Origin of the sequence: Streptomyces sp. NPDC048370, assembly GCF_043200825.1 — a bacterium.
Taxonomy (GTDB): domain Bacteria; phylum Actinomycetota; class Actinomycetes; order Streptomycetales; family Streptomycetaceae; genus Streptomyces.
Window position 1 is genome coordinate 52,357 of record NZ_JBICYI010000008.1, and the last position, 22,440, is coordinate 74,796.

A 22,440-nucleotide genomic window follows, 5' to 3' on the forward strand; every position below is an offset into this window, starting at 1 on the left:
CGGGGGTGGCCTGGGGCGCGGGGCCGGGGGCCTGGGGCCCGTGGCCCGGGCGACGGGTCCGAGGCGGGGCCCGGGCAAAGAAAACGGGCCGGTCCGTGGGGGGGATACGGACCGGCCCGAGGGGGGGTTTCCACCATAACCCTTCATAAGCGGTGCTGCGTGCCACGCGACACCGCCGGTCCCAGCCGGATTCCTCGGAGCCCAGTCGGGACAAGGGCCGTGGGCCCCTCTGGCGGGTTTGCGCCCCGGCGTGGCGGCGGGTTTCGTACCTCCCAAGAGGGACCCCCACACCAGGGCCTCCGGTTGACGGACGGCCACCGCCCGGAGGCGGCCGCGGCAGGTCAGGCGGCCTGCGCCGCGCGCGGGGCGTCGCCCTGCCGGGCGCCCGCGCCGGCGTGCGGGGCATCGTCCTCCACCGCACGCTCGGCGTCGTCCTCCGCCGCCAGCTGGGCCTCCTTGATCGCGAGGATCTGCGCCATGAAGTGGTCCCCCCAGTCCCCCAGCGGCAGCAGCGCCGTGTTCAGCGACTCACCGAGGGGGGTCACGGAGTACTCCACCCGGGGCGGGACCTCCGGGTAGATCTCCCGGTGGACGATGCCGTCCGCCTCCAGCTCGCGAAGCTGCTGGATCAGCACCTTCTCGCTGACGCCGGCGATCAGCCGCCTGAGCTCCCCGAAGCGGGTCGTGCCGTGCGCGTGCAGCGCCCACAGGATGAGCGGTTTCCACTTGCCGCCGACGACATCGACAGCCGCGTGGAGCCCGCACCCGTACATGATCTTCGCCTTGGCCATCGCCAACTCCTCGTCCGGTCCCGACGCTTCGACTCTTCGACTCTGCCCTCCGGGCAAGGCGGACAGGCCCTGACCTATTCCGCGCCTACCGTCGAAGCATGACGCCATCCACCCCACCACAGGTCAACTGGGCGCGCGCGGACGCCCGGAGGATCCACCGTCAGTTTCTGGCCGAACCCACGGACGCGCCCCCGGCCGCGGTGACCGCCGCGATGCTCGGCGCGCACGCCCAGGTCCTGTCGGCCGCCGAACTGTCCGTCGCCCTGCGCATGGCCGAGGGGACCCGGGCCGACGTACGGGCGGCCCTCTGGGAGGACGGCTCGCTGGTCAAGACGTACGGCCCGCGCGGCACCGTCCATCTGCTGCCCGCCGCCGACCTGCCGATGTGGACCGGGGCGCTCTCCGCGATCCCCACCGGGGCGAACCCGATGCCGCCGGACGTACGGATGACGGCGGAGCAGACCGACGAGGTCCTCGCGGCCGTCGCGGACGCCCTCACCGACACGGAGCTGACCGTGGACGAACTGACGGACGCGATCGTGGCGCGCACCGGCCCCTGGGCGGGCGACCGGGTCATGGACGCCTTCCAGGACAAGTGGCCGCGCTGGCGGCAGATCACCCACCTGGCGGGGCACCGCGGGGTGCTGTGCTTCGGCCGGGACCGCGGCCGGAAGGTCACGTACACCAACCCGGGGGTGCGCCCGGCGGAGGGGACGGGGGCGCTCGGCGACCTCGTGGAGCGGTACCTGTACGCGTACGGCCCGGCCGGCCCCCGGCACTTCGCGAAGTGGCTGGCCGCCCCGTCCGGCTGGGCGACCGGGCTGTTCGCCTCGCTGGCCGAGGCCGGGCGGATCGAGGAGGTGGACTTCGACGGGGAGCCGGGGTGGGTCGTCGCCGGGGACACCGCGTTCCCCGACGAGCGTCCTGCCCGCGGGGTGCGACTGCTGCCGTACTTCGACGGCTTCACCATCGCCTCCCAGCCACGCGAACGGCTCTTCCCCGGCGAGGCGTACACCCGGGTCCTCGCGGGCGGCCAGGCCGGGAACTACCCGGTGCTCCTGATCGACGGCACGGTGGCGGGCGTCTGGCACCAGCGCCGTTCGGGGAAGCGGATCACGGTCACGGTCGAACCGCTGAAACCGCTGAGCGCGACCCGCCTACGTGCCGTGGAGGCCCAGGCCACACGCGTCGCCGCGATCCTGGAGGGCAACGCCGAACTGGTGGTCGACCGGGTGACGGTGGGCCCGCACGCCTAGGGGCCCGGGCCCTGATCCGCCGGACAGCCCCTAGGGCGAGTATCGGGTCGTGGTCGATGGGCAGAGCACGTGTCAGACCACGGCGAGCCGGTCCACCAGCAGCTCCACCCTCGGCGCGGCGTCCTCCGGCAGCAGCCGTCCCGCCCGGGTCAGCGTCGCGAGGCCGTGCAGGGCCGCCCAGAACACCTCGGTGAACAGCCCCGGGTGGACGCCGTCCCCGGCGACCTCGCCCAGGCTCTCCAGCAGAGCGGCGAAGGCGTCCTTCAAGGGCTCCGGGGTGTCCTCGCGCGCGAACGCGAGACCGCCGTCGAGCTGGAACATGGCGTCGTAGACCGCCGGGTTGCGTTCGGCGAAGTCGAGGTAGGTGCGCGCGAGGGCGGCGGCCCGCTCGCGCGGGCCGTTCGCGCCGGAGGCCGCGGCCCGCACCGCCACGGCCATCTCGGCGGCGCCCTGCAGGGCGACGGCGCCGATGATCTCCCGCTTGCCTCGGAAATGGCTGTAGAGGACGGGCTGGCTGTACTCGATGCGCTCGGCGAGCCGACGGGTGGTGACCGCGTCCCAGCCCTGCTGCTCGGCGAGTTCACGGGCCGTCGCCACGATGAGGCGCTCACGTTCCGCCCGTTCGCGCTGCTTGCGTTCCTGTACCGACATGATTCGATCCTAGCATCGCTAGACAATTGAGCGTCAGCAGTACTAGCGTTGCCTCATCAGCTAGCAACACTAGATTTCAGGGGGAGCATCATGTTCGACGCACTCGAGGTCGTCACCACCGTGATCGTCGGCGTGATGGTGGGGGTGGAGTTCTCCGTCGCCTTCGTCATGAAGCCGATCCTCAACGCACTCCCCGAGGACAGCGGCCAACTCGGCCATGCCCACGGAGGCCGGATGCTCGGCGCCGTCATGCCGGTCTGGTACATCGGCTCGCTCGTCCTCGTCGCGGTCTGGGCCGTCGCCGGATGGCACCACCACGGCACCGGCCTCGTCGTCACCGCCGGCGCGCTGCTGCTGCTCAGCGTGGTCATGTCGATCCTGCTGCTCGTCCCGATCAACAACCTGAACAAGACGTGGACCCCTGACAACCGGCCCGCCGACTGGAAGCAGCAGCTGCGCCGCTGGGAGCGCTTCCACTACGTCCGCCTCGCCGTCATCGTCGCCGCCTTCACCCTGCTCGTCGCCGCCCTCGCCTGAGCCCGGGGTCCGGCCCCGCGCCGGCCCCGCGCCGGCGGCCCCACACGACTCGGCAAGCTCCACGAAGCCCCACGAAGCCCCACGAAGCTCACCAAACCGACGAAGACTCGCAAGGAGAAGAACAATGGCGCTGAAGAAGATCAACACCGCACTGGCCGCCGTCTTCATCCTCTTCATCCTCTGGTTCGGGACGGAGTACATCCTGAGCCCGGAGACGACCGCGCCGGGCTACGGCCTGCCGAGCTGGCCGTCCGGCGACGGCGACGGCTTCCTGATCATCAAGGGAATCCGCGACGTCGTCCTGGCCCTGGTCCTGGGCATCCTGCTGGTGACGGGTCACCGCCGGGCGCTGGGCTGGGTGCTGCTGGTGGAGGCCCTCGCCGCGTACGGCGACATGACCAACGTGCTGGCCCACCAGGGCTCCGTGGCCACCGCGCTCGGCGTCCACGGCCTGACCGCGACGCTGATGGTGGTCAACGGCCTGCTGATCATGCGCGAGACCCGCACCATCGCGACCGCTCCGGCAACGCCCGCCCCGCAGCCCGCCTAGGGCCTGTCCGGCGGATCAGGGTCCGATAGGCCGCGGTGTGGATCGGGCCGCTCCCCTTCTGTCCTGCCGGGCGCTAGCGGGCGCGGCGCAGGAGCGTCACACCGTCCCGGGCGGCCACCAGCTCGTACCCGTGCTTCTCGCGCGCGGCGCGCAGCTCGGCCTCCTGCTGTTCGACGGGGTAGGGCCACGGGCCGCTCTTCTGCGGCCAGGCCTCCGGCGGCACGGCGTCGTAGACGATCCACTCGGCCGTCGGAGCGGGCAGCGGGCCGGTCTCCCGGTGGTCGATCCGGCTGTCCACCGGGAACGTCGGGAAGATCACGACCTCGCAGCGCGATGTGAGCTGCGGGGCGAGCCGGTTGGAGGCGGCGACGGTCGCACCGTCCGGCACGCGCGCGAGGAGCGCACGGGCGGCCTCGATGTGGGGTGTGGTCCGCCAGGTGGGCCGCTGGACGAGCTGGGCCAGCGGGAACGACGGGAGCATCGCGGCGGTCACGACGAGGACGGTGGCGAGGGAGGCGCGCACGTTCCGCGCGGACCGGGCGGCGTGCCCGGCCTCCGCGGCCTTCTCGGCGCTCAGGACGTCGACGAGGCCGGCGAAGACGACGGGCATGAGGATGGCGCTGTAGTGGTAGGCGGTGCCCCAGTGGAAGGGGTTCTCGGAGACCATCCGCCACGCGAGCGTGGGGACGGCGATCATCGCGAGCGGCGAGCGCAGGGCGAGCAGCGCGGACGGGGCGAAGACCAGGATCAGGGTCAACGCCTTGACGTCGGGGCGCAGGGCGTCGAGCGGGGCGTGGGCGAGGGTCGAGAGCAGCGAGCCGTGCCCGTCGCCGAGGTTGCCGCCGTGGGCGTAGTCGCCACCGGGGTTGAAGGCGGGCAGCAGCAGCTTGATCTCGATCAGCGAGCCGAGCGTCCCGACGGCGGCGGTGACCATCCCGAGCCGCCGGGCCCCCTTGACCGCGACGTGGACGCCGACGGCGGCGAGGGTGAGACCCAGGTCCTCCTTGATGAGCAGGAGCGGCGCGGCCCAGGCGACGGCGGCGCCCCAGCGGCGGTGGGCGAGCGCTTCGAGGGAGAAGGCGAGCAGCGGTACGGCGAGGGCGACCTCGTGGAAGTCGAAGGCGGCTGCGGAGGCGATGCCCCAACTGAGCCCGTACCCGGCGGCGACGACATGCGCGGCACGGACACCGAGCGCGCGCCGGGCCCAACGGGCCAGGGGGACGACGGCGAGGGCGAGGAGCGCCGACTGGGCGACGAGCAGGCAGAGGGGCGAGGGCCAGAGGCGGTAGAGGGGGGCGAGGGCGGCGAGGAGGGGGTGGAAGTGGTCGCCGAGGAGGTGGAAGCCGGGTCCGCGCAAGGGGACGACGGGCGCGCGGAGTTCGGCGTAGGCGCGGACGGCCTGCTCGAAGATGCCAAGGTCGTAGCCGGTGGTCCGCAGGAGCTGGTGACGGCGCACGGCGACGGTCGCGTAGAGCAGGCAGAGACCCGCGGCCCAGGCCCAGGGGAGGACGGCGGAGCGCCGGTACCAGGGGATGGGTGCCGGAGGGGCCACCGCCTGCGACTCAACGGGCAGTTTGTCAGTCATTGTCCGCATGTGCCTGGATGCTAGGCGGCGGACCTCAGGGGGAGGCGGAGAGCGCGCCGAGGAGCAGCCCGAGCAGAGCGCCACCGATCATGAACGGCCCGAAAGGGATCGCCGACTTCCGACTCCCCCGCCGCGCGAGGACCAGACCGAGCCCGTACAGCGAACCGAGGAGGAAACCCGCGAACGTACCGGCGAAGAGAACGCCCCAGCCGTACCAGCCGAGGGCCGCGCCGAGCGAGAGCGCCAACTTGACGTCACCGAAGCCCATGCCGCTCGGCCGGATCAGGAACAGCACGAAGTAGCCACCGCCCAGGGCGAGTCCACCGAGCAGCGCGTGGAACCAGGACCCGGCGTCGTACGGCAGGAGCTCGGCGCCGAGCAGGAGCAACGGCGTGGCGGCGGCGAGCGGAAGCGTGAGCGGGTCGGGCAGCCGGTGCACGCGTACGTCGACGGTGGCGAGGAGCACGGCCAGGGGCGCGCAGAGCAGCCAGACGGCGAGCTCGGGGCGGGGCCCGGTGGCGGCGGCGAGCGCGGCGCAGGAGAGGGCGGTGAGGAGGGTGGGGGTGAGGGCGGCGGGGGTGAGGGCGGCGGGGGTGAGGGTCCGCAGCCTCAGGGGGCGGGGCGTCGCGGGGGCGGTGGTGGCCTCGGGGGGAGGGGTGTTCGATGGCGCGGGGGCGGTGGTGGTGGCGGTCGAACGGGGGCTCGACGTCGTGGCGCAGGAGCGGCACGCAGGCGCGCCCAGCCAGCCGCGCGCCGGGCCGGCCAGGACGTGGCCCGCCTCGCAGTTGTCGCGCCACGGCTCCTCCGGCTCGACCGACAGTCGGTACGCGGCGCGCGGCACGAGCAGCCCCGTGGCGGCACCCCACAGCGCGGCGACGACGATCAGCGTGACGAACACCCGCCGAACCTACCCGCCCACCCGGCCGCACCGCACCGCACCGCACCGCACTCCACAGATACCGTCTCCCCCATGGGGAGACCGGGGAAGTGGCGCGACGGTACAGGGACCCTGCTCGCCGGGGAGGACCCGATCCCGCTGGAGATCGCGGCCTCCTACCGGGCGAGGCGGCGCGGCCTGCTCGGCCGGGACGGCATCGAGGGCGCGCTGCTCATCACGCCGACGAACAGCATCCACACCTTCGGCATGCGCTTCGCCATCGACGTGGCCTACCTGGACCGGAACCTCACGGTCCTGGACGTCGTCACCATGCGGCCCGGGCGGCTCGGCATGCTGCGCCCGCGCGGCCGGCACGTCCTGGAGGCGGAGGGCGGGGCGATGGCGGGCTGGGGCCTGTGGAAGGGCGCGCGGGTCACGGTGGTCCCGACCCGAGCAGCGTGAAGGCGCCGTACGCACCGGAGGCGAGCGCGAGCCCGGCGAGCACCAGGACCTGGTTGCGCGGGCGGAGCCGTACGAGCGCCACGGCGGCCGGCAGCAACAGACCGAACGCGGGCATCATCAGGCGCGGCCGGGACCCGAAGTACGCGGCGCCGATGAGGGAGATCACGACGACGGCGATCGTGTACACGAGCAGCGGCAGCGGCTGCTTCTGCCGTACGCACAGGGCGACGAGCCAGCCGAGCAGGACGAGCACGGCGCACAGGCCGAGGGCGGCCGGCGGCGGCAGGCCCCAGATGAAGCGGGCGAGGGCGACACCGCCGTCGATGGAGTTGCCCCAGGCGGCCTGGACGTCGAAGTAGGCCGTGGGACTGGACTCGCGTACGCCGACGTAGACGATGTACGCGAGCCAGCCCAGCGGCGCGAGGAGGACACCGGCCGCCATGCGGGCGGGCAGCTTCCGTTCGCGTACGACGGTGACGAGGGCCGTGATGCCGATGGCGGCGATCAGCGCGGCGGCCGTCGGCCGGGTGAGCCCGGCGAACGCGCACAGCGCACCGGCCAGGATCCAGCGCCCGCGCAGCACGGCCAGGATCGACCAGGCGGCGAGGGCGGTGAAGAGCGTCTCGGTGTACGCCATCGACTGGACGAAGGCGGTCGGGTACACGCCCCAGAGGACGGCGAGCACGACCCCGGTCGGCCGGCCCGCGACGTGGGAACCGACGGCGTAGATCCCCCAGGCGGCGGCGAGCGAGGCGGCCCAGGAGACGAGGAGCCCGGCGGTGGCGGCGTCGACGGGGAGAACGGTGGACAGGGCCCGTTCGAGCGCCGGGAAGAGGGGGAAGAAGGCCAGGTCGGAGTGGACGCTGCCGTTGGGGAGGGTGACCTGGTAGCCGTAACCGTTCTCGGCGATCCGGACGTACCAGACGGAGTCCCAGCGGCCGCTCAACCGGTGCAGCCCGTCCTTGCCGGTCGCGACGGCGGCGAGGGCGAGGATCGCGAGGCCGATGACGCGGGTGGCGGCGTAGCCACCGAGGGCGACGGCAGGCGAATCGGGCACTTGGCGCACATCGGGCGAAGGGGGCGGCCGGTCTGGGGACATGCGCTCGATTATGTCCGGCGCCGGGAGGGGGCTTGTACGCGCAGGGGCTTGTACGCGTAGGGGCTCGTAGGCGCGGGGGCTCGTAGGCGCGGGGGCTCGTAGGCGCGGGGGCACGTACGAGAAGGGACTCGTACGCGCGGGGGGCTCGTAGGCGCGGGTCATCCCCCAGGGCGGATGCGGACGAACCTCGCCGCCATGACCGGGCCGAGCTCCCGGACGAGGGCGTGCCCGGGCTCGTGCGGGTACGGCAGGTCGTTGAGGAACGAGGTGACGATGACCTCGTCGACGCCGAGGTCCCCGCGCGCGCTCTGCTCCTCCAGGAAGTCGAGCGTGCGGCGCCAGTCGGCCGCGGCCGGATCCTCCCCGAGGAAGGAACGCACGGTGTTCTGGACGACGTCCCAGAAGAACACGTGCGGGAGCACATCGCCCTGACTGAAGACGTGGGCCTCGTAGGCGTCCCGGAACTCGGGGATGTGCGTCACGAGATCGCTGACCAGTCGCACACTCGGAGATGTCGTCTTCATCGGCAGTCCACTTCGGAGCAGGCCTTGCGCCAGTTCGCACCAGGATGAGGCATGAAGGCATGAGTTATCCACAGGGGATGCGAACCTTCCCTCCTCCGTGGATCGTTGAGGCCATGGCGGTGGAGACGGAGGAGTTGGCGAGGGTCGCCCGGGGCGGGGTGCTCCTCACGGAGTGGGCCTACGGAGCGGGGTGGACACCGGGCCGCGTCGGGAGACGCCTGCGCACGGAAGGCTGGCAGCCGATCTGCCGGGGCGCATGGGCGGCCCCCGGCAAGGACGTGGACTGGCGGGTCCGCGCCAGGGCGCACCAGCTGATGCACCCGGCGTGGGTGTGCAGCCACGCCACGGCGGCGTCACTGCACCGCATCGAGGTACTCGGGGGTCGGGGGGAGGGGGTGGGGGCGGGGGTGGGGCCCCCGGTGGGGCCGGACGGGCAGCCCGAGGTGCTGGACTTCACCGTGCGCCGTCCGCTGTCCTCCCGTACCGGCGAGGGCGTGCGGGTCCACTCCACGGAGTTCCTGGCCGACGGGGACTGCGTCATGCGCGGCGGCCTGCGGGCGACGGGTCCGGCGCGGACGGTCGGCGACCTGATACGGAGCTGCGGCACGCGCGAGAGGGCCGTCGTGGTCGCGGACTCGGCACTGTCGCGGCGCACGGTACGGGGCGTCCGCCGCGAGCCGCTCGTCCACCACGGGGACCTGGCGGCAGAACTGGCCGTCCCGCGTCCGGGCGCGGCCCGAGCCCGCCGCTGGCTCCGGCTCGCGGACCCGGCGTGCGGCTCCCCTGCGGAGACGGTCGCCCGCCTCCACATGCGCGACGCCGGCCTCCGCCCGGAGTCCCAGCCCCTCCTCCGGTCCCGCTCCGGCCGCACCCTGCGCCCGGACTTCCTCTTCCGTACGGTGGGCCTGGCCGTCGAGATCGAGGGTTACGCCTTCCACGGCACCCGCCAGGCCCACGACCACGACATCCGCCGCTTCAACGACCTCGCGGACTGCCCGGAGGTCCGCCGGGTCCTGCGCTTCACGGCACGCGACGTGTTCCGCCGTCCGGACGCCGTGGTCGCGACGATCCGGGCGGTGCTGGGGCACTTGGAGGCAGGGGGTTAGGTCGGGCTGGGCAGCATGTGCCGCAACCCCGCAGCCCACGATCCTCGGCTTCACCGTCCCTTCAGCGACGAGGAGCTGGACGAGGAGCTGGACGAGGAGCTGTTGGAGCTACCAACGACTCTTTCGATGGTGCGCCGCCGTCTGGACAGCGCCCGCGTATAGGCCGTGTCCGGGCACGGAGCTCCGAGACGGTCCCCCTACCTGGGGGTCCGGGCACGGAGCTCCGAGACGGTCCCCCTACCTGGGGAACTACCTCGGGACTCGGCGGCGTTCTCCCGGCATGAACTCCGTACGTGAAACCCCCGACGTCCTGCGCTACACCGCTTTCTCCGACGATCCCGAGGGCGGCAACCCCGCCGGAATCGTTCTCGACGCCACGGGCCTCGGCGACGAGGAGATGCTGGCGATCGCCGCCGAAGTCGGCTACAGCGAGAGCGCGTTCCTCACAGCGCCGTTCGAGGGGGCGGGCTCCGGCGCGTCGGACGCCGGGCGTACGTACAACATCCGCTACTTCAGCCCCAAGGCGGAGGTGCCCTTCTGCGGTCACGCCACCGTCGCGACGGCCGTGGCGCTCGCTGAGCGCATCGGCCCCGGCGACCTGGTGTTCACCACGCGGGCCGGGACCGTGCCGGTCACCGTGACGCGGGAGGGCGGGGCGCTGCGGGCCACGCTCACAAGCGTCGAGCCGCACATCGAGGACATAGCGGCCGAGGACCTGGCGGAGGCACTTGCCGCGCTCGACTGGCCGGCCGGCGACCTCGATCCCGCCCTGCCTCCCCGCATCGCCTTCGCGGGCGCCCGCCATCTGGTCCTGGCCGCCGCGACCCGAGAGCGCCTGGCCCACCTGGCGTACGACTTCGCCCGCCTGGAGGCCCTGATGCACCGGCTCGACCTGACGACGTTGCAGTTGGTCTGGCGCGCCTCTGCGGAGGTGTTCCACGTCCGTGCCCCGTTCCCGGTGGGCGGTGTGGTGGAGGACCCGGCGACCGGGGCGGCGGCGGCCGCCTTCGGCGCGTACGCCCGTGAGCTCGGACTCGTGCCCGAGGCGACGGTTCTCACCCTCCACCAGGGGGAGGACATGGGGCGTCCCGGCGTCCTGACGGTGGAACTGCGTGCGGGCGACCGGCGGATCAGGGTCGGCGGCGCAGGGGCCCGCATCCCGGCCTGATCCGATCGAAAGGCCCTGACCGATCACGTTCGCCGGCTACCGGCCTCACCTGCGAGGGCCTCGTTCCTGGCGGCTGCTATGCCGGGGACGAGGCTTGGTCCGGGAGTGCGGTTGCCGCCGAGAATACGGCGCGGTTGCTGAGAACCCGCATCAGGGCGCCGGCGCGGGGGCCGGTGCCGTGGTGGTCGTCCGGGGGAAGGAGATCTCTACGCGACGGTTCTTGGTGCGGCCTTCCTCCGTGGCGTTGTCGGCGATCGGGTAGTCCTCGCTGTACCCGCGGATGTCGAAGGTCTTCCCCGGTTCGAGCGTCTTCGCCAACTCCAGCTGTACGGCGTCGGCGCGCTGCTTGGAGAGCTTGAGGCCGTGCTCGTAGGTCCCGAGGTTGTCGGTGAAGCCGAAGACGCGGACGCGGCTGGAGTTCTGCTGGTTGATCTCGACGGCGATGGCGGCGATACGGGCGGTGGCGGCGGGGCCGAGCTTGGCGCTGTCCTTCGCGAAGAGGACCTCGGCCTGAAGGGCGAAGGTCACGTCGACGTTGGTGTCCTCGCGGCGCTGTTCGCCCCCTTCCTCCTCGACGACCTGCTTGATGTCGAGGACCTTGGGCGCGGCGAGGGTGGCTCCGTCGGGAAGCATGAGCTCGGGCGAGTTCGCGTCGATCTCGGGGGGCGGGGAGGCGCTGGAGGTGGAGTTGGGGGGATCGTCGGCGAGCACGGGGGTGGCGGGGAGGAGGGTGAGGAGGAGGGATGCGGCGGCGAGGATGGCGAGGCGGTGGGGAGTCATGGCGGCGTCCGTCAGGAGAGTTTGATGGTGCCGGGTTCGAAGGTGGGGAGCTGGAAGCTCACTTCGGTGGTGCCGGCGGGGGGCGCCGGGAACTGCAGAAAGACCTCGGACGAGGCCTGTGCGCGGAAGATGTCGAGGCCTGTGGTGGTCAGGGGCCTACCGTCCGTGTCACGGAGCACGTAGTAGCGCTTCTTCGCGATCCCGTCCACGAGCGTCGCACCGCCCAGGGAATCTCCGTGCTTCAGCACTTCGGTCTCGTTGCCCTTCACTGCTTGCGGAAGCGCACGGCCCCTGTCAGAGGTGTTCTTCAGGCGTCCCTTGACGGTGAGAAAGCCGCCGGCATCACGCTGGGCCGAGGTGATCGTCAGCTCGAAGCCGTCCTGCCCCTTGAGCACGGCCAGAGTCTCCTCCGGAGCCTCGGACTGAGGCTCCTTGTCACCTTCGCTGCTCGTGGGAGTCGACGAGGAACTATTGGTGGGCTGGCTCTTCGGAGGCTCGTCGTCACTGCCGCAGCCGGCTACGCCGAGGACCAGGCCGGCCGCGGTGACTGCCACGGCCCACCTCCTGAGGGCCGTCGTTGCGTACCGAACACTCATGAACGGGATTCCTTCGCTTCTCAGTCGGCGAGTCGAACAGTGAAGAGGTCAGCAGCGCTGGGGAGTTCCGGCTCGTCAGGGTCGATCGTCCAGGGGACACCGTCGCATGAGAGACCGAGAATCGGGGCGGGTTCCGTCGGGGTGGGCTCAGGGTCCGGGTCCGGGTCCGGGTCGGGGTCGGGGTCGGGGTCGGGGTCGGGGTCGGGCGGCTCAGGCTCCTGAGTCGGTTCGGGAGCCTCGAACGTGCACCGTGGTTCGAGCACAGCGGTCGCCGTGGCCGTGGCGTGCTGGTTCTCCGTACCCGGGATGATGGAGTCACCGACAGAGTCCAGGGTGCGCACCTCCACCCGGAATCCCGGCTCCCCGAAGGGGAGGGGGACACACGCATCACCCGAGAGTTGCGCGTCGTTCTTGGCCGCGAAGGAGGCCGCGCGCCCGCAAGCGGCGTCCACGTCGTACTCCTCGCCCGAGAGGAAGTCACCCCATTGAGCGGGGTCGAGGATGACTCCCAACCAGCCGTCCCGCAGCTGATCGCGGGCGTCCTGGGCAGCGGCAAGTGCCGCGGCGTCTGCCGCGGTCTGAGCACCGTTCCGGGTGGCGGCCGCCTGGCCCACGGCAAAGTACGCGAACGCGAGAAGGAGCAGGCCCGCCATCACGGTGATGTAGACGGGGAAAGCCTGCCCTGAGTCGTTGTGTCTGCCGGCCCGCACTAATCGATCAGGTCGGCGATCTTGTTCGAGATCGCCGTCCGGATCGTGTTGCCGATGCTCGTACCGCTGATCGCGACCACGATCGCCACCACCACCACGATGATCCCCAGGTACTCGACCGCCGTCTGGCCCCGGTCGTTCGTCGTCCTCGTGCGGAGCCATCCGCCGAAGTGCACCTTTGCCTTCGTCGCAGCCTTCAGCATGAGGTCGCTCATGGTCGTCGTCCCCTCCGGATTCGTACATCCCCGTGCCGATGCCGTTGCCGAGTTCGGCACGCGCACGGTACGCCCCCACCCCCTCCTCCCCACAGGGCCCGTAGGCCCAAACCCGGGCCCATGTCGGGTTGTCGGTCATGATGCCGCCCTCGTGCCCAGCCAGGCGGCTATGGCCTCGCTTCGTGAGGTGGCGTGGAGTTTGGCGAAGATGCGGTTGATGTGGTTCTTGACCGTCTTCTCGCTGATGAAGCATGCGTCGGCGATCTGTCGGTTGTTCAGGCCGGACGCGATCAAGTCCATCACCTCCCCCTCCCTCACGCTCAGTCCAAAGCGTGCCACATTCGGTTGCACATGCGAAGGTACTCCGCCAAATCTCAATGAAGTCGAGACGATTGGTCGCACCAAACCATGTGCAGTCGCACCTCTCCCGCGCACTACCCCCACCAACGCGTTTGCCGCCGTCGGTGTGAAGCGCGCCCGGCCCGCTCGTACGTCGCGGACCGCCGTCACCAGTTCCTCCGCCGTGAACTCGCCGTGCACCAGGTAGCCCCCGGCCCCGAGGCGCAGCGCCTCCTGTACGACCTCGGTCTCCGCGCTGTACGTCAGCATCAGAACCGGGGCCACCCCGACCAGGTACGGGAGGGCTGTCAGGCCGTCGACGATCGGCATGCGGACGTCCAGGAGGACCACGTTCGGGCGGTGGCGGCGGGTCTCGTCCATCGCCGTGCGGCCGTCGGGGGCCTCGGCGACGACACGGATGTCCGGGGTCGCCGCGTGCAGCAGGGCGCGCAGGCCCGCGCGGACCACCGGGTTGTCGTCGGCGACGAGCACCGTGAGCGTCATCGCGCCGCCACCCCCTCGACCGGGAGTTCCAGGCGGACTTCCGTGCCCCGCGCGAGGCTTCCGCCGCCCCGCCCGATCCTGATCCGCGCACCCACGCCCGCCGCCCGCTCCACCATTCCGACCAGGCCGAAGTGGCCGGTGCTGCGCAGGCCGTCGAGGGTCGTGCCCGGGGGCAGGCCGCGGCCGTCGTCGCGGACGCTGATACGGAGAAGGCCCTCCACCACTCCCGCCGAGACGTCCACCCGCGTCGGGCGGGCATGCCGGCCCGCGTTCTCCAGGGCCTCCGACGCGATCGTGAGCAGTTGTCCGGCCACGGCCGACGGGACCGCAGGGGGTGCTGCCCCCTCATCCACGTAACTCGTCCTGATGCCCGAGCGTCGGGCGAAGTCCCGCACCCGGTCCGTCAGTTCCGAGGTCAGGTCCACCTTCACCCCGCCGTACGGCACTCCCCGCAGGCCCGCCAGCAACTCCCGCGACTCCTCCACCGCCCTGCGCGCAGCGCCCGCCACCGCCCTCGCCTGCCCGCGCGGGTCCGGCGACTCCGCCAGGGCGTCCGCCTGCAGTGCCAGGCCGTGCAGGGTCTTCGCGACCGAGTCGTGCAGGTCGCGCGCCAGGTGGGCGCGTTCCTCCTGCGCCGCCTGGGCGACCGCTAGGGCCCGGGCCGCCGCGCCGTATCGGAGGAGGAGGTTGCGGAGGGTGACCCCTAGCGCGCCCGCGATCACGCTCATGCCCGCGAGCAGCCCGGAAGCCCCGAGCGCGGGAGCCCCCCGCTCGGACTCCCCCAGCCCGGAAGCCCCCAACCCGGACTCCCCGAGCCCCGCCACGTAGGCCGTCAACACGATCAGCGACTGGAAGCCGGCGAAGGAGGCCGCCCCCCGCCGCCCGTACGCGAGTCCCGCCAGCAGCGGGGTGGTGCACACGCCGACGTACCCCAGCACGCTGTCCGGGCCCGCCGTGACGAGGAGCAGCGAGCCGACGAGGGCGTCCGCCGCGAGCAGGGTGGGGTGTCGGAGCAGCACGGGGCCGAGCCGTTCCCAGTTTCGGAACATCGCGTACGAGACGACGAGCGTGACGAGTACGGCCGTAGCGACCAACCAGCCCACCGCCAGGCCCGCTCCGCCCGCCCCTCCCGCCCCCAGAAGGGCATACGGGGTCCCCAGCGCAATCAACGCCAACCGAAGGCCCACGACCTGTCGGCACATCGCCCGCAGGGCGTTCATCTCGACATCCACCGCCATCGTTCACTCCCCCGTGATCGAGCCGAGGTTCGTGCCCGTGCCGAGGAACAGGCCCGCGCCGAGCAGGATCATCGTCGCCGGGACCATCAGGGTCGTGATCACCATCGTGGCCTTGGGGACCGCCTTGGCGGCCTTCCGGCGGGCGTTCTGGGCGTCGGTCCTGCGCATGTCGTTGGCGATCTGTATCAGGGTCTCCACGATCGGTGCGCCGAGCTCCTCGCCCTGTTGGAGGGCGGTGACGAACTGGGCGACCTGCTCGCTGTCGTTGCGTCGGCGCAGTTCGTCGAAGGCCTGACGCCGGCTGACGCCCATGTCCATCTGCCGCAGCGTGATGCGCAGTTCGTCCGCCCACGGTCCTTCGTACTTCTCCGACACCCGGTCCAGGGCCTGCCGGAAGCCGAGCCCGGCCGACACGACCACCGCCAGCACGTCGAGGAAGTCCGGCAGCGTCCGCTCGATCTGGTCCTTGCGGATGCGGATCGCCGACCAGATGCCGACCTCGGTCCAGAACGCGCCGAAGGCGAAGAGCAGCAGCGCGACGAGGATGTCGCCGTTGGAGAGCATGATCAGACCGCCGAGGCCGCCGAGGCCGCCGTAGACGGCGCGCCGGGCTCCGTAGCGGTCGATGGTGAGGCCGCCGGGGTTCCCCGCGAGGTCGATGCGGCGGCGGACGGCGCCGACCCGCTTGGGGCCCATGGCCCGCAGGACGGCGGCCGAGTAGCGCATGCCGAGCCGGTCCACGACGGAGTCGACGGCGCCGGTACGGGTGGAGCCGACCTCCAGGGCGAGTTGGAGGTCGTCGGGGAGTTTGGCGTCGGCCCGGTAGAGGCGGATGCCGTAGAGGATGCCGGTGACCGACACAGCGGCGGCCAGTGCGAGAAGAAGGTCCATGGTGCGTGCGCCCCTCACACGTCGATCTTCGAGAAGCGGCGGATGATCACGAAGCCGACGGCGTACAGCGTGAACGCGGCGACGACGGCGAACTGGCCGAGCCCGGAGCCGGTCATCCGGTCCAGTGCTCCCGGCTGCATGTTGTCGATGAGGAGCAGGGAGCCGATTCCGATGACCGGGACCGCGTACGCCGTCAGGCTGACCTGGGACAGTTGCGTACGGACCTCCCTACGGGTCTCCTTGCGCTCCTCCAAGGTCTCGGTGAGGTTGCGCAGCGAGGAGACGACGGTGCCGCCCGCCTTGTTGGCGAGGACGAGGGTGGTGACGAGGACGACCAGCTCGCGGGAGGGCAGGCGTTCGGCGAGTTCGCCGAGGGCGTCGTCGAGGGAGGTGCCGACGGCGAGCTGCTGGGCGACCTTCTCCAGTTCGTCGCCCGCGGGTGCGTCGAGTTCGTCGGCGGCCATGCTGAGGGCCATCCGCAGGGCGAGTCCTGCCTGGGTGGCGTTGGCGAGGATCCGGGACAGCTCGGGCAGCTGGTTGATGAACTTCTCGATCCGCTTCTGGCGTTGCCAGTTGAGGAAGCCCAGGGCCAGCCATACGCCGAGCAGCCCGCAGATCGGACCGAAGAACGGGGAGAGCGCGGCCTGACCGGTGATCCAGAGGGCGATCACGAGGACCGTCATGGCGACGACGAACTCGCCGGGGGTCAGGTCGAGGCCGGTGGCGGAGATCCGTAGCTCCAGGCGGCGGCCGAACGCGGTGCGCCGTACGCGCCGGTCGATGCCCCGGAAGCGGCGTCTGCGGCGGCCGGTGGCGGCGGGTTCGCCGCTCTGGGTGAGCCGGGCGACCAGGGCGGCGCGGTCCGCGGTGCCGCGCGCGTACGTGTGGATGCCGAGCACCCCGAGGACGCAGGCGAGCAGCACGACGCCGGTCACCAGCCACGTCGACGTGTTCATCTACGGCCCCTCCTCGTCATGACGGCCCTTCCTACTTCGCTTCTCGGGTGGTGAGCTGGTCGTCGGTCGCGGCGACGCCGAAGGCCTGCGGGATCGGCTGGCCGGCCAGGTAGAGGCGGTCGGCGACCCGGCGGGGCAGCGGGTGGTACTCGTACACGCCGTGGACCCGGCCGTCGGCGGCGAGGGGCTGGGCGCGGAAGGCGCAGACGGTGGCGAGGGTGAAGCGTTCGCGGGCGGTCGACGCGAGGACGGCGATCTCGGTGACCCGGCGGGTGCCGTCGGGGTGCCGGGTGAGCTGGACGAGGACGTCGACGGCGCTGTTGATCTGGTCCCTGAGGGCCTCGAAGGGGACCTTGACCTCGGACATCGACGCGAGCGTCTGCAGTCGCATCAGCGCGTCCTCGGCCGAGTTGGCGTGGACGGTGGCGAGGGAGCCGTCGTGGCCGGTGGACATGGCCTGGAGCATGTCGAGGGTCTCGCCGCCGCGGACCTCGCCGACGATGATGCGGTCGGGGCGCATGCGCAGGGAGTTGCGGACGAGGTCGCGGATGGTGACCTGGCCCCGGCCCTCGATGTTCGGGGGGCGGCTCTCCAGTCGGATGACGTGGGCCTGCTGGAGCTGGAGTTCGGCGGAGTCCTCGATGGTGATGACCCGTTCGCCGTCCGGGATCAGTTCGGAGAGCGCGTTGAGGAGGGTGGTCTTCCCGGTGCCGGTGGCGCCGGAGACGATCACGTTGAACTTGGCCTGGACGAGCCCGGAGAGCAGCAGGAGCATCTGTTCGTCGAGCGAGCCGAGGCCGATCATCTCGCGGAGCGTGTACGCGCGGGGGAAGCGGCGGATCGTCAGGGTCGCGCCGGTCAGGGAGAGCGGCGGGATGATCACGTTGACGCGTTCGCCGGACGGCAGCCGGGCGTCGACCATCGGGTTCGACTCGTCGACGCGGCGGTTGACGGTGGAGACGATCCGCTCGATGGTCTGCATCAGCTGCTCGTGGGAGGCGAAGCGGAGCGGCAGCAGTTCGACACGGCCGGCCCGCTCGATGTAGATCTGGTCGGGTCCGTTGACCATGATCTCGGTGATCGAGGCGTCTTCGAGGAGCGGTTCCAGGACGCCGAGGCCGAGCGCCTCGTCGACGACGCGGCGGATCAGCTGGGCCCGTTCGGCGGTGGAGAGGACGGGGCCCTCGCGGCTGATGATGTGGCCGAGGACGCGTTCGAGGCGGGCGCGCCGCTCGGTGGCGACGAGCGCGGACATCTCGGTGAGGTCGATCTCCTCCAGGAGTTTGGCGCGGAAGGAGGCCACGAGGTGGCCGTCCTCCCTGGCTCCTCCCGCGCCGCCCTCGTCGGGGGCGCTGATACGGGCTCGCAGGCTCATGGCTACTCGCCCTCCTCGGGCACGGGCAGGGTGGCGGTCTTCTCGATCCGTCCGAAGTCCCAGAAGGGGACGACGGACGGGATGTCCACGGAGACGGTCGCGACGGCCTCGCCGCCGCCCTCGACGACGTCGACCCGCGCGCGTGCGGCGATCCAGTCGCTCATCGCGGCCCGGCCGGCCGGCTCCGGGCCGATCGTCGCGTCGTCGTGGCCGGCGGCCCGCGCCGCGGCGCGCGCTCCGGTGCCCGCCTGCTGGGCGGCGTACGCGGCGAGGCCGAGCTGGATGCCCGCGAGGGCGATGAGCAGGAGGATGGGCAGGAAGCCCAGGTACTCGACGGCTACTTGACCCCGATCGCGCGAGGTGAGGGGGCGGACGCGCGAGGTGAGGGCGCGGACGCGGGCCTCGCTTCCGCCCCGGTCGATTCCCTGGTCGCTTCCACCCCAGCCGTCCCCCCAGTCACGTCGGCTCATCCTCCGCCCACCTCCTCCCGTACGGCTCCGGCCTCGCCCGTCACCCGGAACGGGAAGGCGATGGCGCCCGGGAAGAGGACCGGGACCCTCAGCTCCACCGTCGCCCGGGCCATGTCTCCCGAGCCGGGGCAGTCCACCCGCGCCGACCTCGACCACGAGCCGCCCAGGTGGCGCTTCCCCGCCGCCACGTAGTCGCCGTCCACGGCACAGACCCGTGCCGCCTCGTCCGCCGCGTTCGCGGCCAGCGTGAAGGTGTAGCCGACCAGGACGCACTGCCAGAGCAGGACGAGCGTGATCAGGATGAGCGGGACCATGCCGAGGAACTCGACGGCCACCTGCCCCCTGTCGTCCCGCCGTGTACGCCCCGAAGTCGGCATGGTTCAGCGCCCGCCCTTGCCGCGGGTCAGCCGGGCGAGCTGCTTGCCGGATCCGAGCTGCTTGCCCGGCCCGAGCGCGGGCCGCTGGTCGGCGGCGGACGGCGGGCCGACGAGCCCGAGTTCGCCGGCGAGCGACCAGAGGGCCTGCTTCACGCTCGATCGGGCGTCGAGCTCGTGCATGCGGCCGGCGTCGACGACGCCCTGCAGCTCCTTGAAGTTGGCGGGGACCACGACGCCCGCCATCCGCGTCCCGGTGATCTTCTGGATCAGGGCGGGCTGGATCTCGGTGCCGCGCGTGTGCCGGTTCACCACGACCGTCGTCTCCTCCGCCTTGCGGATCTGGAGGCGGTCCCACATCCGTACGGTCCGCTTGGCCGCCCGTACGGCGACCACGTCAGGGGTGGTGACGAGGAGCGCGGTGTCGGCCGTCTCGACGGCCGCCGCGTTGGCGCCGTTGAGGTACGTGCCGCAGTCGACGACCACGACGTCGTAGCGGGAGCGGAGGGCGCCGACGATCTGGCGGGCGGAGCGGTCGGCGACGTCCTCGCCGCGTTCGCCGTCGCCGGGGGCGAGGAGGAGGGCGATGCCCGTCTCGTGGACGTACACGGCGTCCTGGAGGACGCGCGGCGAGATGTCGTCGACGGCGGCGAGGTCGGCGACGGAGCGGCGGAACTGGACGTCGAGGTACGAGGCGATGTCGCCGCCCTGGAGGTCCATGTCGACGAGGGCGACGTTGCGGCCGGAGGCCCGGGAGGCCAGGGCGAGCTGGACGGCGGTGACGGTGGTCCCGACGCCGCCCTTGGCGCCGCTGACGGTGACGACCGTGCCGCCGGGTCCTGAGAACACGTCCGCGCCGCCGCCGAGGTGGCGGCGGACGCCGACGGACCACTGGGCGGCGGCCTGGACGCGGCTGGCCAGCTCCTCGTACCCGAGGGGGAGGGTGACCAGGCCGCGGGCGCCGGAGTCCATGGCGGCGGAGAAGAGCACGGGGCTCGCGTCGGCGGTGATGAGGACGACGCCGACGGCGGGGAAGCGGAGGGCGACCTCGCGGACGAGTTCGAGGGCGGGGACCGGGCCGATCCGCTCGTGTACGAGGACGACTTCGGGGAGTTCGTCGAGGGACTGGGCGGCCAGCCGGGCGAGGGTGTCGACGAGCTGGGTGGAGTCGGCGACGGGCGGGGCGGGCTCGGCGCCGGGGAGCTGGCTGAGGAGGCTGATGACGGCGCGGGCCGCGTCGGGGTCGGCGACGGCCGGCAGGATCCTGGTGGTCATACCGGCCTCACTTGTCCTTGTCGAGCGTGTAGGTGCGGTCGTCGGGGGTGAGGGTGGGCTCGGTGCCGGGGGCGACGAGGGCGAGCCGTACGTGCTCGGCGAAGGACTCGGCGTACGCGACGCGCTGGGTGTCGATCGTGGAGAGCGCGAAGGTGATCGGGACGGCTTCGGTGGGGCCGTTGCTGCGGTCGGTGCGGTCGGTGATCGGGGTGAGCTTGCCGACGTCGAGGACGCGGGCGTTGCTGACGATGACCTTGGACTGGGCGGCCTTGCCGCCCTTCTCGCCGGCGAACGTGGCGTAGATGTTGACCGTGGCACCGGGGGTGATCTTGCCGGCGACTCCCGTGGCGGCGTCGATCATGATGGCGATCTCCTGCTGGCCGGGCTGGAGCGCGGGCCGCCGGACGATCATGTCGGACTGGAGGAGGGAGCCCGCTTCGAGCGTGGTGACGGCGATCTTTCCGCGGATCTGGTCGAGGTCGGTGACGGCGGTCTTCGAGAGCCAGCGCTTCGGCATCGAGATCTCCTCGAACTGCCCGTCGTCCAGCGGGGTGTAGGGCGCCACGTCACCCTTGACGCGGTACGCCGTCACCTCGGGTCCGACCTTGGCGTTCACGTCGTCGATCACGGAGAGGACGCCGGCGAACGCGCCGAGGGCGCACAGGACGGACAGCAGCAACAGGATGACGCCACGACGCTGGCGGGAGTTCATTGCCGGACAACCTCGATCGGGGGTACGTGTGGCTCAGCGGACGGGGAACGTGGCGGACGGGGACGAAGACTCCGGGGCGGCGGAGGCGGGCGGAGCGCCGGAGGCTAGTGGGGCCGGTGGGGCCGCAGAGGCCGGTGGGGCGAGCTCACGAGGTTGACGCGCGGAGGCGACCGGCAGGGCGCCCTGCGAGCCGGTCGAGGCGGCTGCGGGAACGCGCCGCAAGGCGGTCTGCGGACCGGCCTGCGGAGCAGCCTGTCGGACACCTGGGTAGGCAGCTTGGGAAGCGGCCTGGTGGACAGGCGGTGCCGGCGGAGCGACCCACGGGGCCGCGCAGAAGCCGCAGCGGTCGCCGATGAGTTCCATCCGGCACCAGTGGCAGGTCTCGCGCCGTACGGAGGCGACCAGTCGGTGGAGTACGGCGATGTCGGGGAGGTACGCGGTGAACTCCACCAGCCGTCCGGTCCCCCACCACCGGGGCGACTCGGCGGGCAGCGGCGCCTCGTGGACGGCCTGGACCTGCCAGGTCGGGGCCAGCGTGCCGGTAGGCCAGTCGGTCTGCAGCTGGCCCCTGGCGAGGACGAGCTGGGTGGCGAACTCGGGTCCCGCGGGCGGTTCGACGCCCGCGCCGATCCGTACGAGCTGCGGGACGGGTCCTGCGAGCACGGCGAACTGGGCGCCGGGGAGCCAGCCCTTGACGTGGGACTTCAGGCCGACGGGGACGCGGTCCAGCTTGGCGACGGAGCCGAGGACGGCGCCCGCGTAGATGTAGTGGGTGAGCAGCCGGGCCGCGGAGGCGACGACGCCGGGGCTGAAGTCGCAGACCGAGAGCTGCCGCAGCTGCCGGGCCAGTACGGCGGTGCCCAGCGGTGGCAGATCGGTCTTGACCAGGGCGATCCGGTCGCTCTCCAGGAGGGAGCGGATGGCGTGCAGTCGCTGTTCGGCGGGTTTCGGCAGGGAGCTCGGGCAGAGGACGATCACATGGCCGTAGCGGTCGACCAGGAGTTGGAGATCGGCCACGGCGGAGGCGAGGGGCCGGCTCTCGGGCGCGGGCAGGACGGCGGCGGTGGGTGTCTGCTGGTCGGTCGGTGGCAGCACCAGATCGGCACTGGTGACCGCGATCGCTGTCGGCACGTCGGGCTCCCCGTCCCCATGTCCCCATGACTCACTGCGTTCACTGCGTTACTGCACAGCGCGATGCTGGCACTTTATCCACGACCTGCGGGGTGGTGAACACACAATCCGCCAAGCACAACGAGAAATCTGGGCCCGATTGGGCCTCGCCACGGCCCTTGCGATGGGCCCCCGACCGGGCCCGACGCCAGGCCCTCCCTGGGCCTTCCCCTAGGTCTCCCCTAGGCCCTCGGACCCACCCACCCAACTCCCCTTCCCCGCCAGAGGT

The 22,440-nt window shown here is 72.0% G+C and carries 25 protein-coding genes and 1 pseudogene; 6 read left to right on the forward strand and 20 right to left on the reverse strand.

Going from position 1 to position 22,440, the window contains the following annotated elements; all coding sequences use genetic code 11:
* Positions 1-341: 341 nt before the first annotated feature.
* Positions 342-791 (reverse strand): winged helix-turn-helix transcriptional regulator, encoded by a 450-nt coding sequence (locus tag ACGFYP_RS19020; protein WP_393494486.1) that lies wholly within the window; start codon positions 789-791, stop codon positions 342-344.
* A 98-nt stretch (positions 792-889) separates the two neighbouring features.
* On the opposite strand from ACGFYP_RS19020, the gene ACGFYP_RS19025 reads away from it, so the two are divergent.
* Positions 890-2,047, forward strand: a complete 1,158-nt coding sequence (locus tag ACGFYP_RS19025; protein WP_393494489.1) for a winged helix DNA-binding domain-containing protein — start codon at positions 890-892, stop codon at positions 2,045-2,047.
* A 72-nt stretch (positions 2,048-2,119) separates the two neighbouring features.
* On the opposite strand, the gene ACGFYP_RS19030 is transcribed toward ACGFYP_RS19025, so the two are convergent.
* Positions 2,120-2,698, reverse strand: a complete 579-nt coding sequence (locus ACGFYP_RS19030) for a TetR/AcrR family transcriptional regulator (RefSeq protein ID WP_393494492.1) — start codon at positions 2,696-2,698, stop codon at positions 2,120-2,122.
* 90 nt (positions 2,699-2,788) lie between these two features.
* Between ACGFYP_RS19030 and ACGFYP_RS19035 the strand changes: the two genes are divergently transcribed.
* Both ACGFYP_RS19035 and ACGFYP_RS19040 read left to right on the forward strand, forming a co-directional pair.
* Positions 2,789-3,235, forward strand: a complete 447-nt coding sequence (locus ACGFYP_RS19035; RefSeq protein WP_393494495.1) for an anthrone oxygenase family protein — start codon at positions 2,789-2,791, stop codon at positions 3,233-3,235.
* Between the two features lie 124 nt (positions 3,236-3,359).
* On the forward strand, positions 3,360-3,785 hold the full coding sequence (locus ACGFYP_RS19040) for a DUF4267 domain-containing protein (RefSeq protein ID WP_393494498.1): 426 nt from the start codon (positions 3,360-3,362) through the stop codon (positions 3,783-3,785).
* Positions 3,786-3,858: 73 nt separating this feature from the next.
* Here ACGFYP_RS19040 and ACGFYP_RS19045 read toward each other — a convergent pair whose 3' ends face one another.
* Both ACGFYP_RS19045 and ACGFYP_RS19050 read right to left on the reverse strand, forming a co-directional pair.
* On the reverse strand, positions 3,859-5,379 hold the full coding sequence (locus tag ACGFYP_RS19045) for a DUF2079 domain-containing protein (RefSeq protein ID WP_393494501.1): 1,521 nt from the start codon (positions 5,377-5,379) through the stop codon (positions 3,859-3,861).
* 25 nt (positions 5,380-5,404) lie between these two features.
* Positions 5,405-6,268: a prepilin peptidase gene (locus ACGFYP_RS19050; RefSeq protein WP_393494504.1), complete on the reverse strand. Its 864-nt coding sequence runs from the start codon at positions 6,266-6,268 to the stop codon at positions 5,405-5,407.
* A gap of 72 nt (positions 6,269-6,340) precedes the next feature.
* Between ACGFYP_RS19050 and ACGFYP_RS19055 the strand changes: the two genes are divergently transcribed.
* Positions 6,341-6,709, forward strand: a complete 369-nt coding sequence (locus ACGFYP_RS19055) for a DUF192 domain-containing protein (RefSeq protein WP_393494507.1) — start codon at positions 6,341-6,343, stop codon at positions 6,707-6,709.
* On the opposite strand, the gene ACGFYP_RS19060 is transcribed toward ACGFYP_RS19055, so the two are convergent.
* Positions 6,681-7,808, reverse strand: coding sequence for a hypothetical protein (locus ACGFYP_RS19060; protein WP_393494510.1), 1,128 nt, complete (start codon positions 7,806-7,808; stop codon positions 6,681-6,683). The genes ACGFYP_RS19055 and ACGFYP_RS19060 overlap by 29 nt on opposite strands.
* 158 nt (positions 7,809-7,966) lie before the next feature.
* Positions 7,967-8,332, reverse strand: a complete 366-nt coding sequence (locus tag ACGFYP_RS19065) for a hypothetical protein (RefSeq protein WP_393494513.1) — start codon at positions 8,330-8,332, stop codon at positions 7,967-7,969.
* A gap of 113 nt (positions 8,333-8,445) precedes the next feature.
* On the opposite strand from ACGFYP_RS19065, the gene ACGFYP_RS19070 reads away from it, so the two are divergent.
* Both ACGFYP_RS19070 and ACGFYP_RS19075 read left to right on the forward strand, forming a co-directional pair.
* Complete coding sequence (locus ACGFYP_RS19070) at positions 8,446-9,438, forward strand: endonuclease domain-containing protein (protein ID WP_393494515.1); 993 nt, start codon at positions 8,446-8,448, stop codon at positions 9,436-9,438.
* Positions 9,439-9,718: 280 nt separating this feature from the next.
* Positions 9,719-10,606: a PhzF family phenazine biosynthesis protein gene (locus ACGFYP_RS19075; RefSeq protein WP_393494518.1), complete on the forward strand. Its 888-nt coding sequence runs from the start codon at positions 9,719-9,721 to the stop codon at positions 10,604-10,606.
* Positions 10,607-10,756: 150 nt separating this feature from the next.
* Here the strand turns inward: ACGFYP_RS19075 and ACGFYP_RS19080 are convergent, their stop codons facing one another.
* The 14 genes and pseudogenes from ACGFYP_RS19080 to ACGFYP_RS19145 form a co-directional block, all read right to left on the reverse strand.
* Positions 10,757-11,386: an OmpA family protein gene (locus ACGFYP_RS19080; protein ID WP_393494521.1), complete on the reverse strand. Its 630-nt coding sequence runs from the start codon at positions 11,384-11,386 to the stop codon at positions 10,757-10,759.
* An 11-nt stretch (positions 11,387-11,397) separates the two neighbouring features.
* A complete protein-coding gene (locus ACGFYP_RS19085; protein WP_393494524.1) occupies positions 11,398-11,940 on the reverse strand; it encodes a hypothetical protein in 543 nt (180 codons plus the stop codon).
* 62 nt (positions 11,941-12,002) lie between these two features.
* Positions 12,003-12,692 carry a pilus assembly protein TadG-related protein gene (locus ACGFYP_RS19090; RefSeq protein ID WP_393494527.1) on the reverse strand — a complete coding sequence of 230 codons (690 nt, stop codon included), beginning with the start codon at positions 12,690-12,692 and terminating at the stop codon, positions 12,003-12,005.
* Positions 12,692-12,907, reverse strand: coding sequence for a Flp family type IVb pilin (locus ACGFYP_RS19095; protein ID WP_393494530.1), 216 nt, complete (start codon positions 12,905-12,907; stop codon positions 12,692-12,694). Before ACGFYP_RS19095 ends, ACGFYP_RS19090 begins: the two co-directional genes overlap by 1 nt.
* 135 nt (positions 12,908-13,042) lie before the next feature.
* Positions 13,043-13,750 (reverse strand): response regulator, encoded by a 708-nt coding sequence (locus ACGFYP_RS19100; protein ID WP_393494533.1) that lies wholly within the window; start codon positions 13,748-13,750, stop codon positions 13,043-13,045.
* Positions 13,747-14,988 carry a sensor histidine kinase gene (locus ACGFYP_RS19105; RefSeq protein ID WP_393494536.1) on the reverse strand — a complete coding sequence of 414 codons (1,242 nt, stop codon included), beginning with the start codon at positions 14,986-14,988 and terminating at the stop codon, positions 13,747-13,749. Before ACGFYP_RS19105 ends, ACGFYP_RS19100 begins: the two co-directional genes overlap by 4 nt.
* A 3-nt stretch (positions 14,989-14,991) precedes the next feature.
* Entirely contained in the window at positions 14,992-15,879 is an 888-nt protein-coding gene (locus ACGFYP_RS19110) for a DUF5936 domain-containing protein (protein WP_393494539.1), read from the reverse strand.
* 14 nt (positions 15,880-15,893) lie between these two features.
* The gene (locus ACGFYP_RS19115; RefSeq protein ID WP_393494542.1) at positions 15,894-16,835 is read right to left on the reverse strand and encodes a type II secretion system F family protein; all 942 of its coding nucleotides are present in this window, start codon (positions 16,833-16,835) and stop codon (positions 15,894-15,896) included.
* 31 nt (positions 16,836-16,866) lie between these two features.
* On the reverse strand, positions 16,867-18,210 hold the full coding sequence (locus ACGFYP_RS19120) for a CpaF family protein (protein WP_393494545.1): 1,344 nt from the start codon (positions 18,208-18,210) through the stop codon (positions 16,867-16,869).
* Between the two features lie 2 nt (positions 18,211-18,212).
* Entirely contained in the window at positions 18,213-18,680 is a 468-nt protein-coding gene (locus tag ACGFYP_RS19125; RefSeq protein ID WP_393494548.1) for a TadE/TadG family type IV pilus assembly protein, read from the reverse strand.
* Positions 18,677-19,057, reverse strand: a complete 381-nt coding sequence (locus ACGFYP_RS19130) for a TadE/TadG family type IV pilus assembly protein (protein WP_393494551.1) — start codon at positions 19,055-19,057, stop codon at positions 18,677-18,679. The genes ACGFYP_RS19125 and ACGFYP_RS19130 overlap by 4 nt, the downstream gene beginning before the upstream one ends.
* Positions 19,058-19,060: 3 nt before the next feature.
* Positions 19,061-20,329, reverse strand: a complete 1,269-nt coding sequence (locus tag ACGFYP_RS19135) for a CpaE family protein (RefSeq protein WP_393494554.1) — start codon at positions 20,327-20,329, stop codon at positions 19,061-19,063.
* Positions 20,330-20,336: 7 nt separating this feature from the next.
* Positions 20,337-21,041, reverse strand: coding sequence for a Flp pilus assembly protein CpaB (gene cpaB, locus ACGFYP_RS19140; RefSeq protein WP_393494557.1), 705 nt, complete (start codon positions 21,039-21,041; stop codon positions 20,337-20,339).
* Between the two features lie 264 nt (positions 21,042-21,305).
* Positions 21,306-22,172 (reverse strand): annotated as a pseudogene (locus ACGFYP_RS19145) (hypothetical protein); the annotation flags it as partial.
* Between the last annotated feature and the right edge of the window lie 268 nt (positions 22,173-22,440).

Excerpts from the sequence above, each read along its gene's own strand:
- ACGFYP_RS19020 (WP_393494486.1), bottom strand. The coding sequence starts at position 791 with ATGGCCAAGGCGAAGATCATGTACGGGTGCGGGCTCCACGCGGCTGTC.
- ACGFYP_RS19025 (WP_393494489.1), top strand. The coding sequence starts at position 890 with ATGACGCCATCCACCCCACCACAGGTCAACTGGGCGCGCGCGGACGCC.
- ACGFYP_RS19030 (WP_393494492.1), bottom strand. The coding sequence starts at position 2,698 with ATGTCGGTACAGGAACGCAAGCAGCGCGAACGGGCGGAACGTGAGCGC.
- ACGFYP_RS19035 (WP_393494495.1), top strand. The coding sequence starts at position 2,789 with ATGTTCGACGCACTCGAGGTCGTCACCACCGTGATCGTCGGCGTGATG.
- ACGFYP_RS19040 (WP_393494498.1), top strand. The coding sequence starts at position 3,360 with ATGGCGCTGAAGAAGATCAACACCGCACTGGCCGCCGTCTTCATCCTC.
- ACGFYP_RS19045 (WP_393494501.1), bottom strand. The coding sequence starts at position 5,379 with ATGCGGACAATGACTGACAAACTGCCCGTTGAGTCGCAGGCGGTGGCC.
- ACGFYP_RS19055 (WP_393494507.1), top strand. The coding sequence starts at position 6,341 with ATGGGGAGACCGGGGAAGTGGCGCGACGGTACAGGGACCCTGCTCGCC.
- ACGFYP_RS19060 (WP_393494510.1), bottom strand. The coding sequence starts at position 7,808 with ATGTCCCCAGACCGGCCGCCCCCTTCGCCCGATGTGCGCCAAGTGCCC.
- ACGFYP_RS19065 (WP_393494513.1), bottom strand. The coding sequence starts at position 8,332 with ATGAAGACGACATCTCCGAGTGTGCGACTGGTCAGCGATCTCGTGACG.
- ACGFYP_RS19070 (WP_393494515.1), top strand. The coding sequence starts at position 8,446 with ATGGCGGTGGAGACGGAGGAGTTGGCGAGGGTCGCCCGGGGCGGGGTG.
- ACGFYP_RS19075 (WP_393494518.1), top strand. The coding sequence starts at position 9,719 with ATGAACTCCGTACGTGAAACCCCCGACGTCCTGCGCTACACCGCTTTC.
- ACGFYP_RS19080 (WP_393494521.1), bottom strand. The coding sequence starts at position 11,386 with ATGACTCCCCACCGCCTCGCCATCCTCGCCGCCGCATCCCTCCTCCTC.
- ACGFYP_RS19095 (WP_393494530.1), bottom strand. The coding sequence starts at position 12,907 with ATGAGCGACCTCATGCTGAAGGCTGCGACGAAGGCAAAGGTGCACTTC.
- ACGFYP_RS19100 (WP_393494533.1), bottom strand. The coding sequence starts at position 13,750 with ATGACGCTCACGGTGCTCGTCGCCGACGACAACCCGGTGGTCCGCGCG.
- ACGFYP_RS19105 (WP_393494536.1), bottom strand. The coding sequence starts at position 14,988 with ATGGCGGTGGATGTCGAGATGAACGCCCTGCGGGCGATGTGCCGACAG.
- ACGFYP_RS19110 (WP_393494539.1), bottom strand. The coding sequence starts at position 15,879 with ATGGACCTTCTTCTCGCACTGGCCGCCGCTGTGTCGGTCACCGGCATC.
- ACGFYP_RS19115 (WP_393494542.1), bottom strand. The coding sequence starts at position 16,835 with ATGAACACGTCGACGTGGCTGGTGACCGGCGTCGTGCTGCTCGCCTGC.
- ACGFYP_RS19120 (WP_393494545.1), bottom strand. The coding sequence starts at position 18,210 with ATGAGCCTGCGAGCCCGTATCAGCGCCCCCGACGAGGGCGGCGCGGGA.
- ACGFYP_RS19125 (WP_393494548.1), bottom strand. The coding sequence starts at position 18,680 with ATGAGCCGACGTGACTGGGGGGACGGCTGGGGTGGAAGCGACCAGGGA.
- ACGFYP_RS19130 (WP_393494551.1), bottom strand. The coding sequence starts at position 19,057 with ATGCCGACTTCGGGGCGTACACGGCGGGACGACAGGGGGCAGGTGGCC.
- ACGFYP_RS19135 (WP_393494554.1), bottom strand. The coding sequence starts at position 20,329 with ATGACCACCAGGATCCTGCCGGCCGTCGCCGACCCCGACGCGGCCCGC.
- cpaB (WP_393494557.1), bottom strand. The coding sequence starts at position 21,041 with ATGAACTCCCGCCAGCGTCGTGGCGTCATCCTGTTGCTGCTGTCCGTC.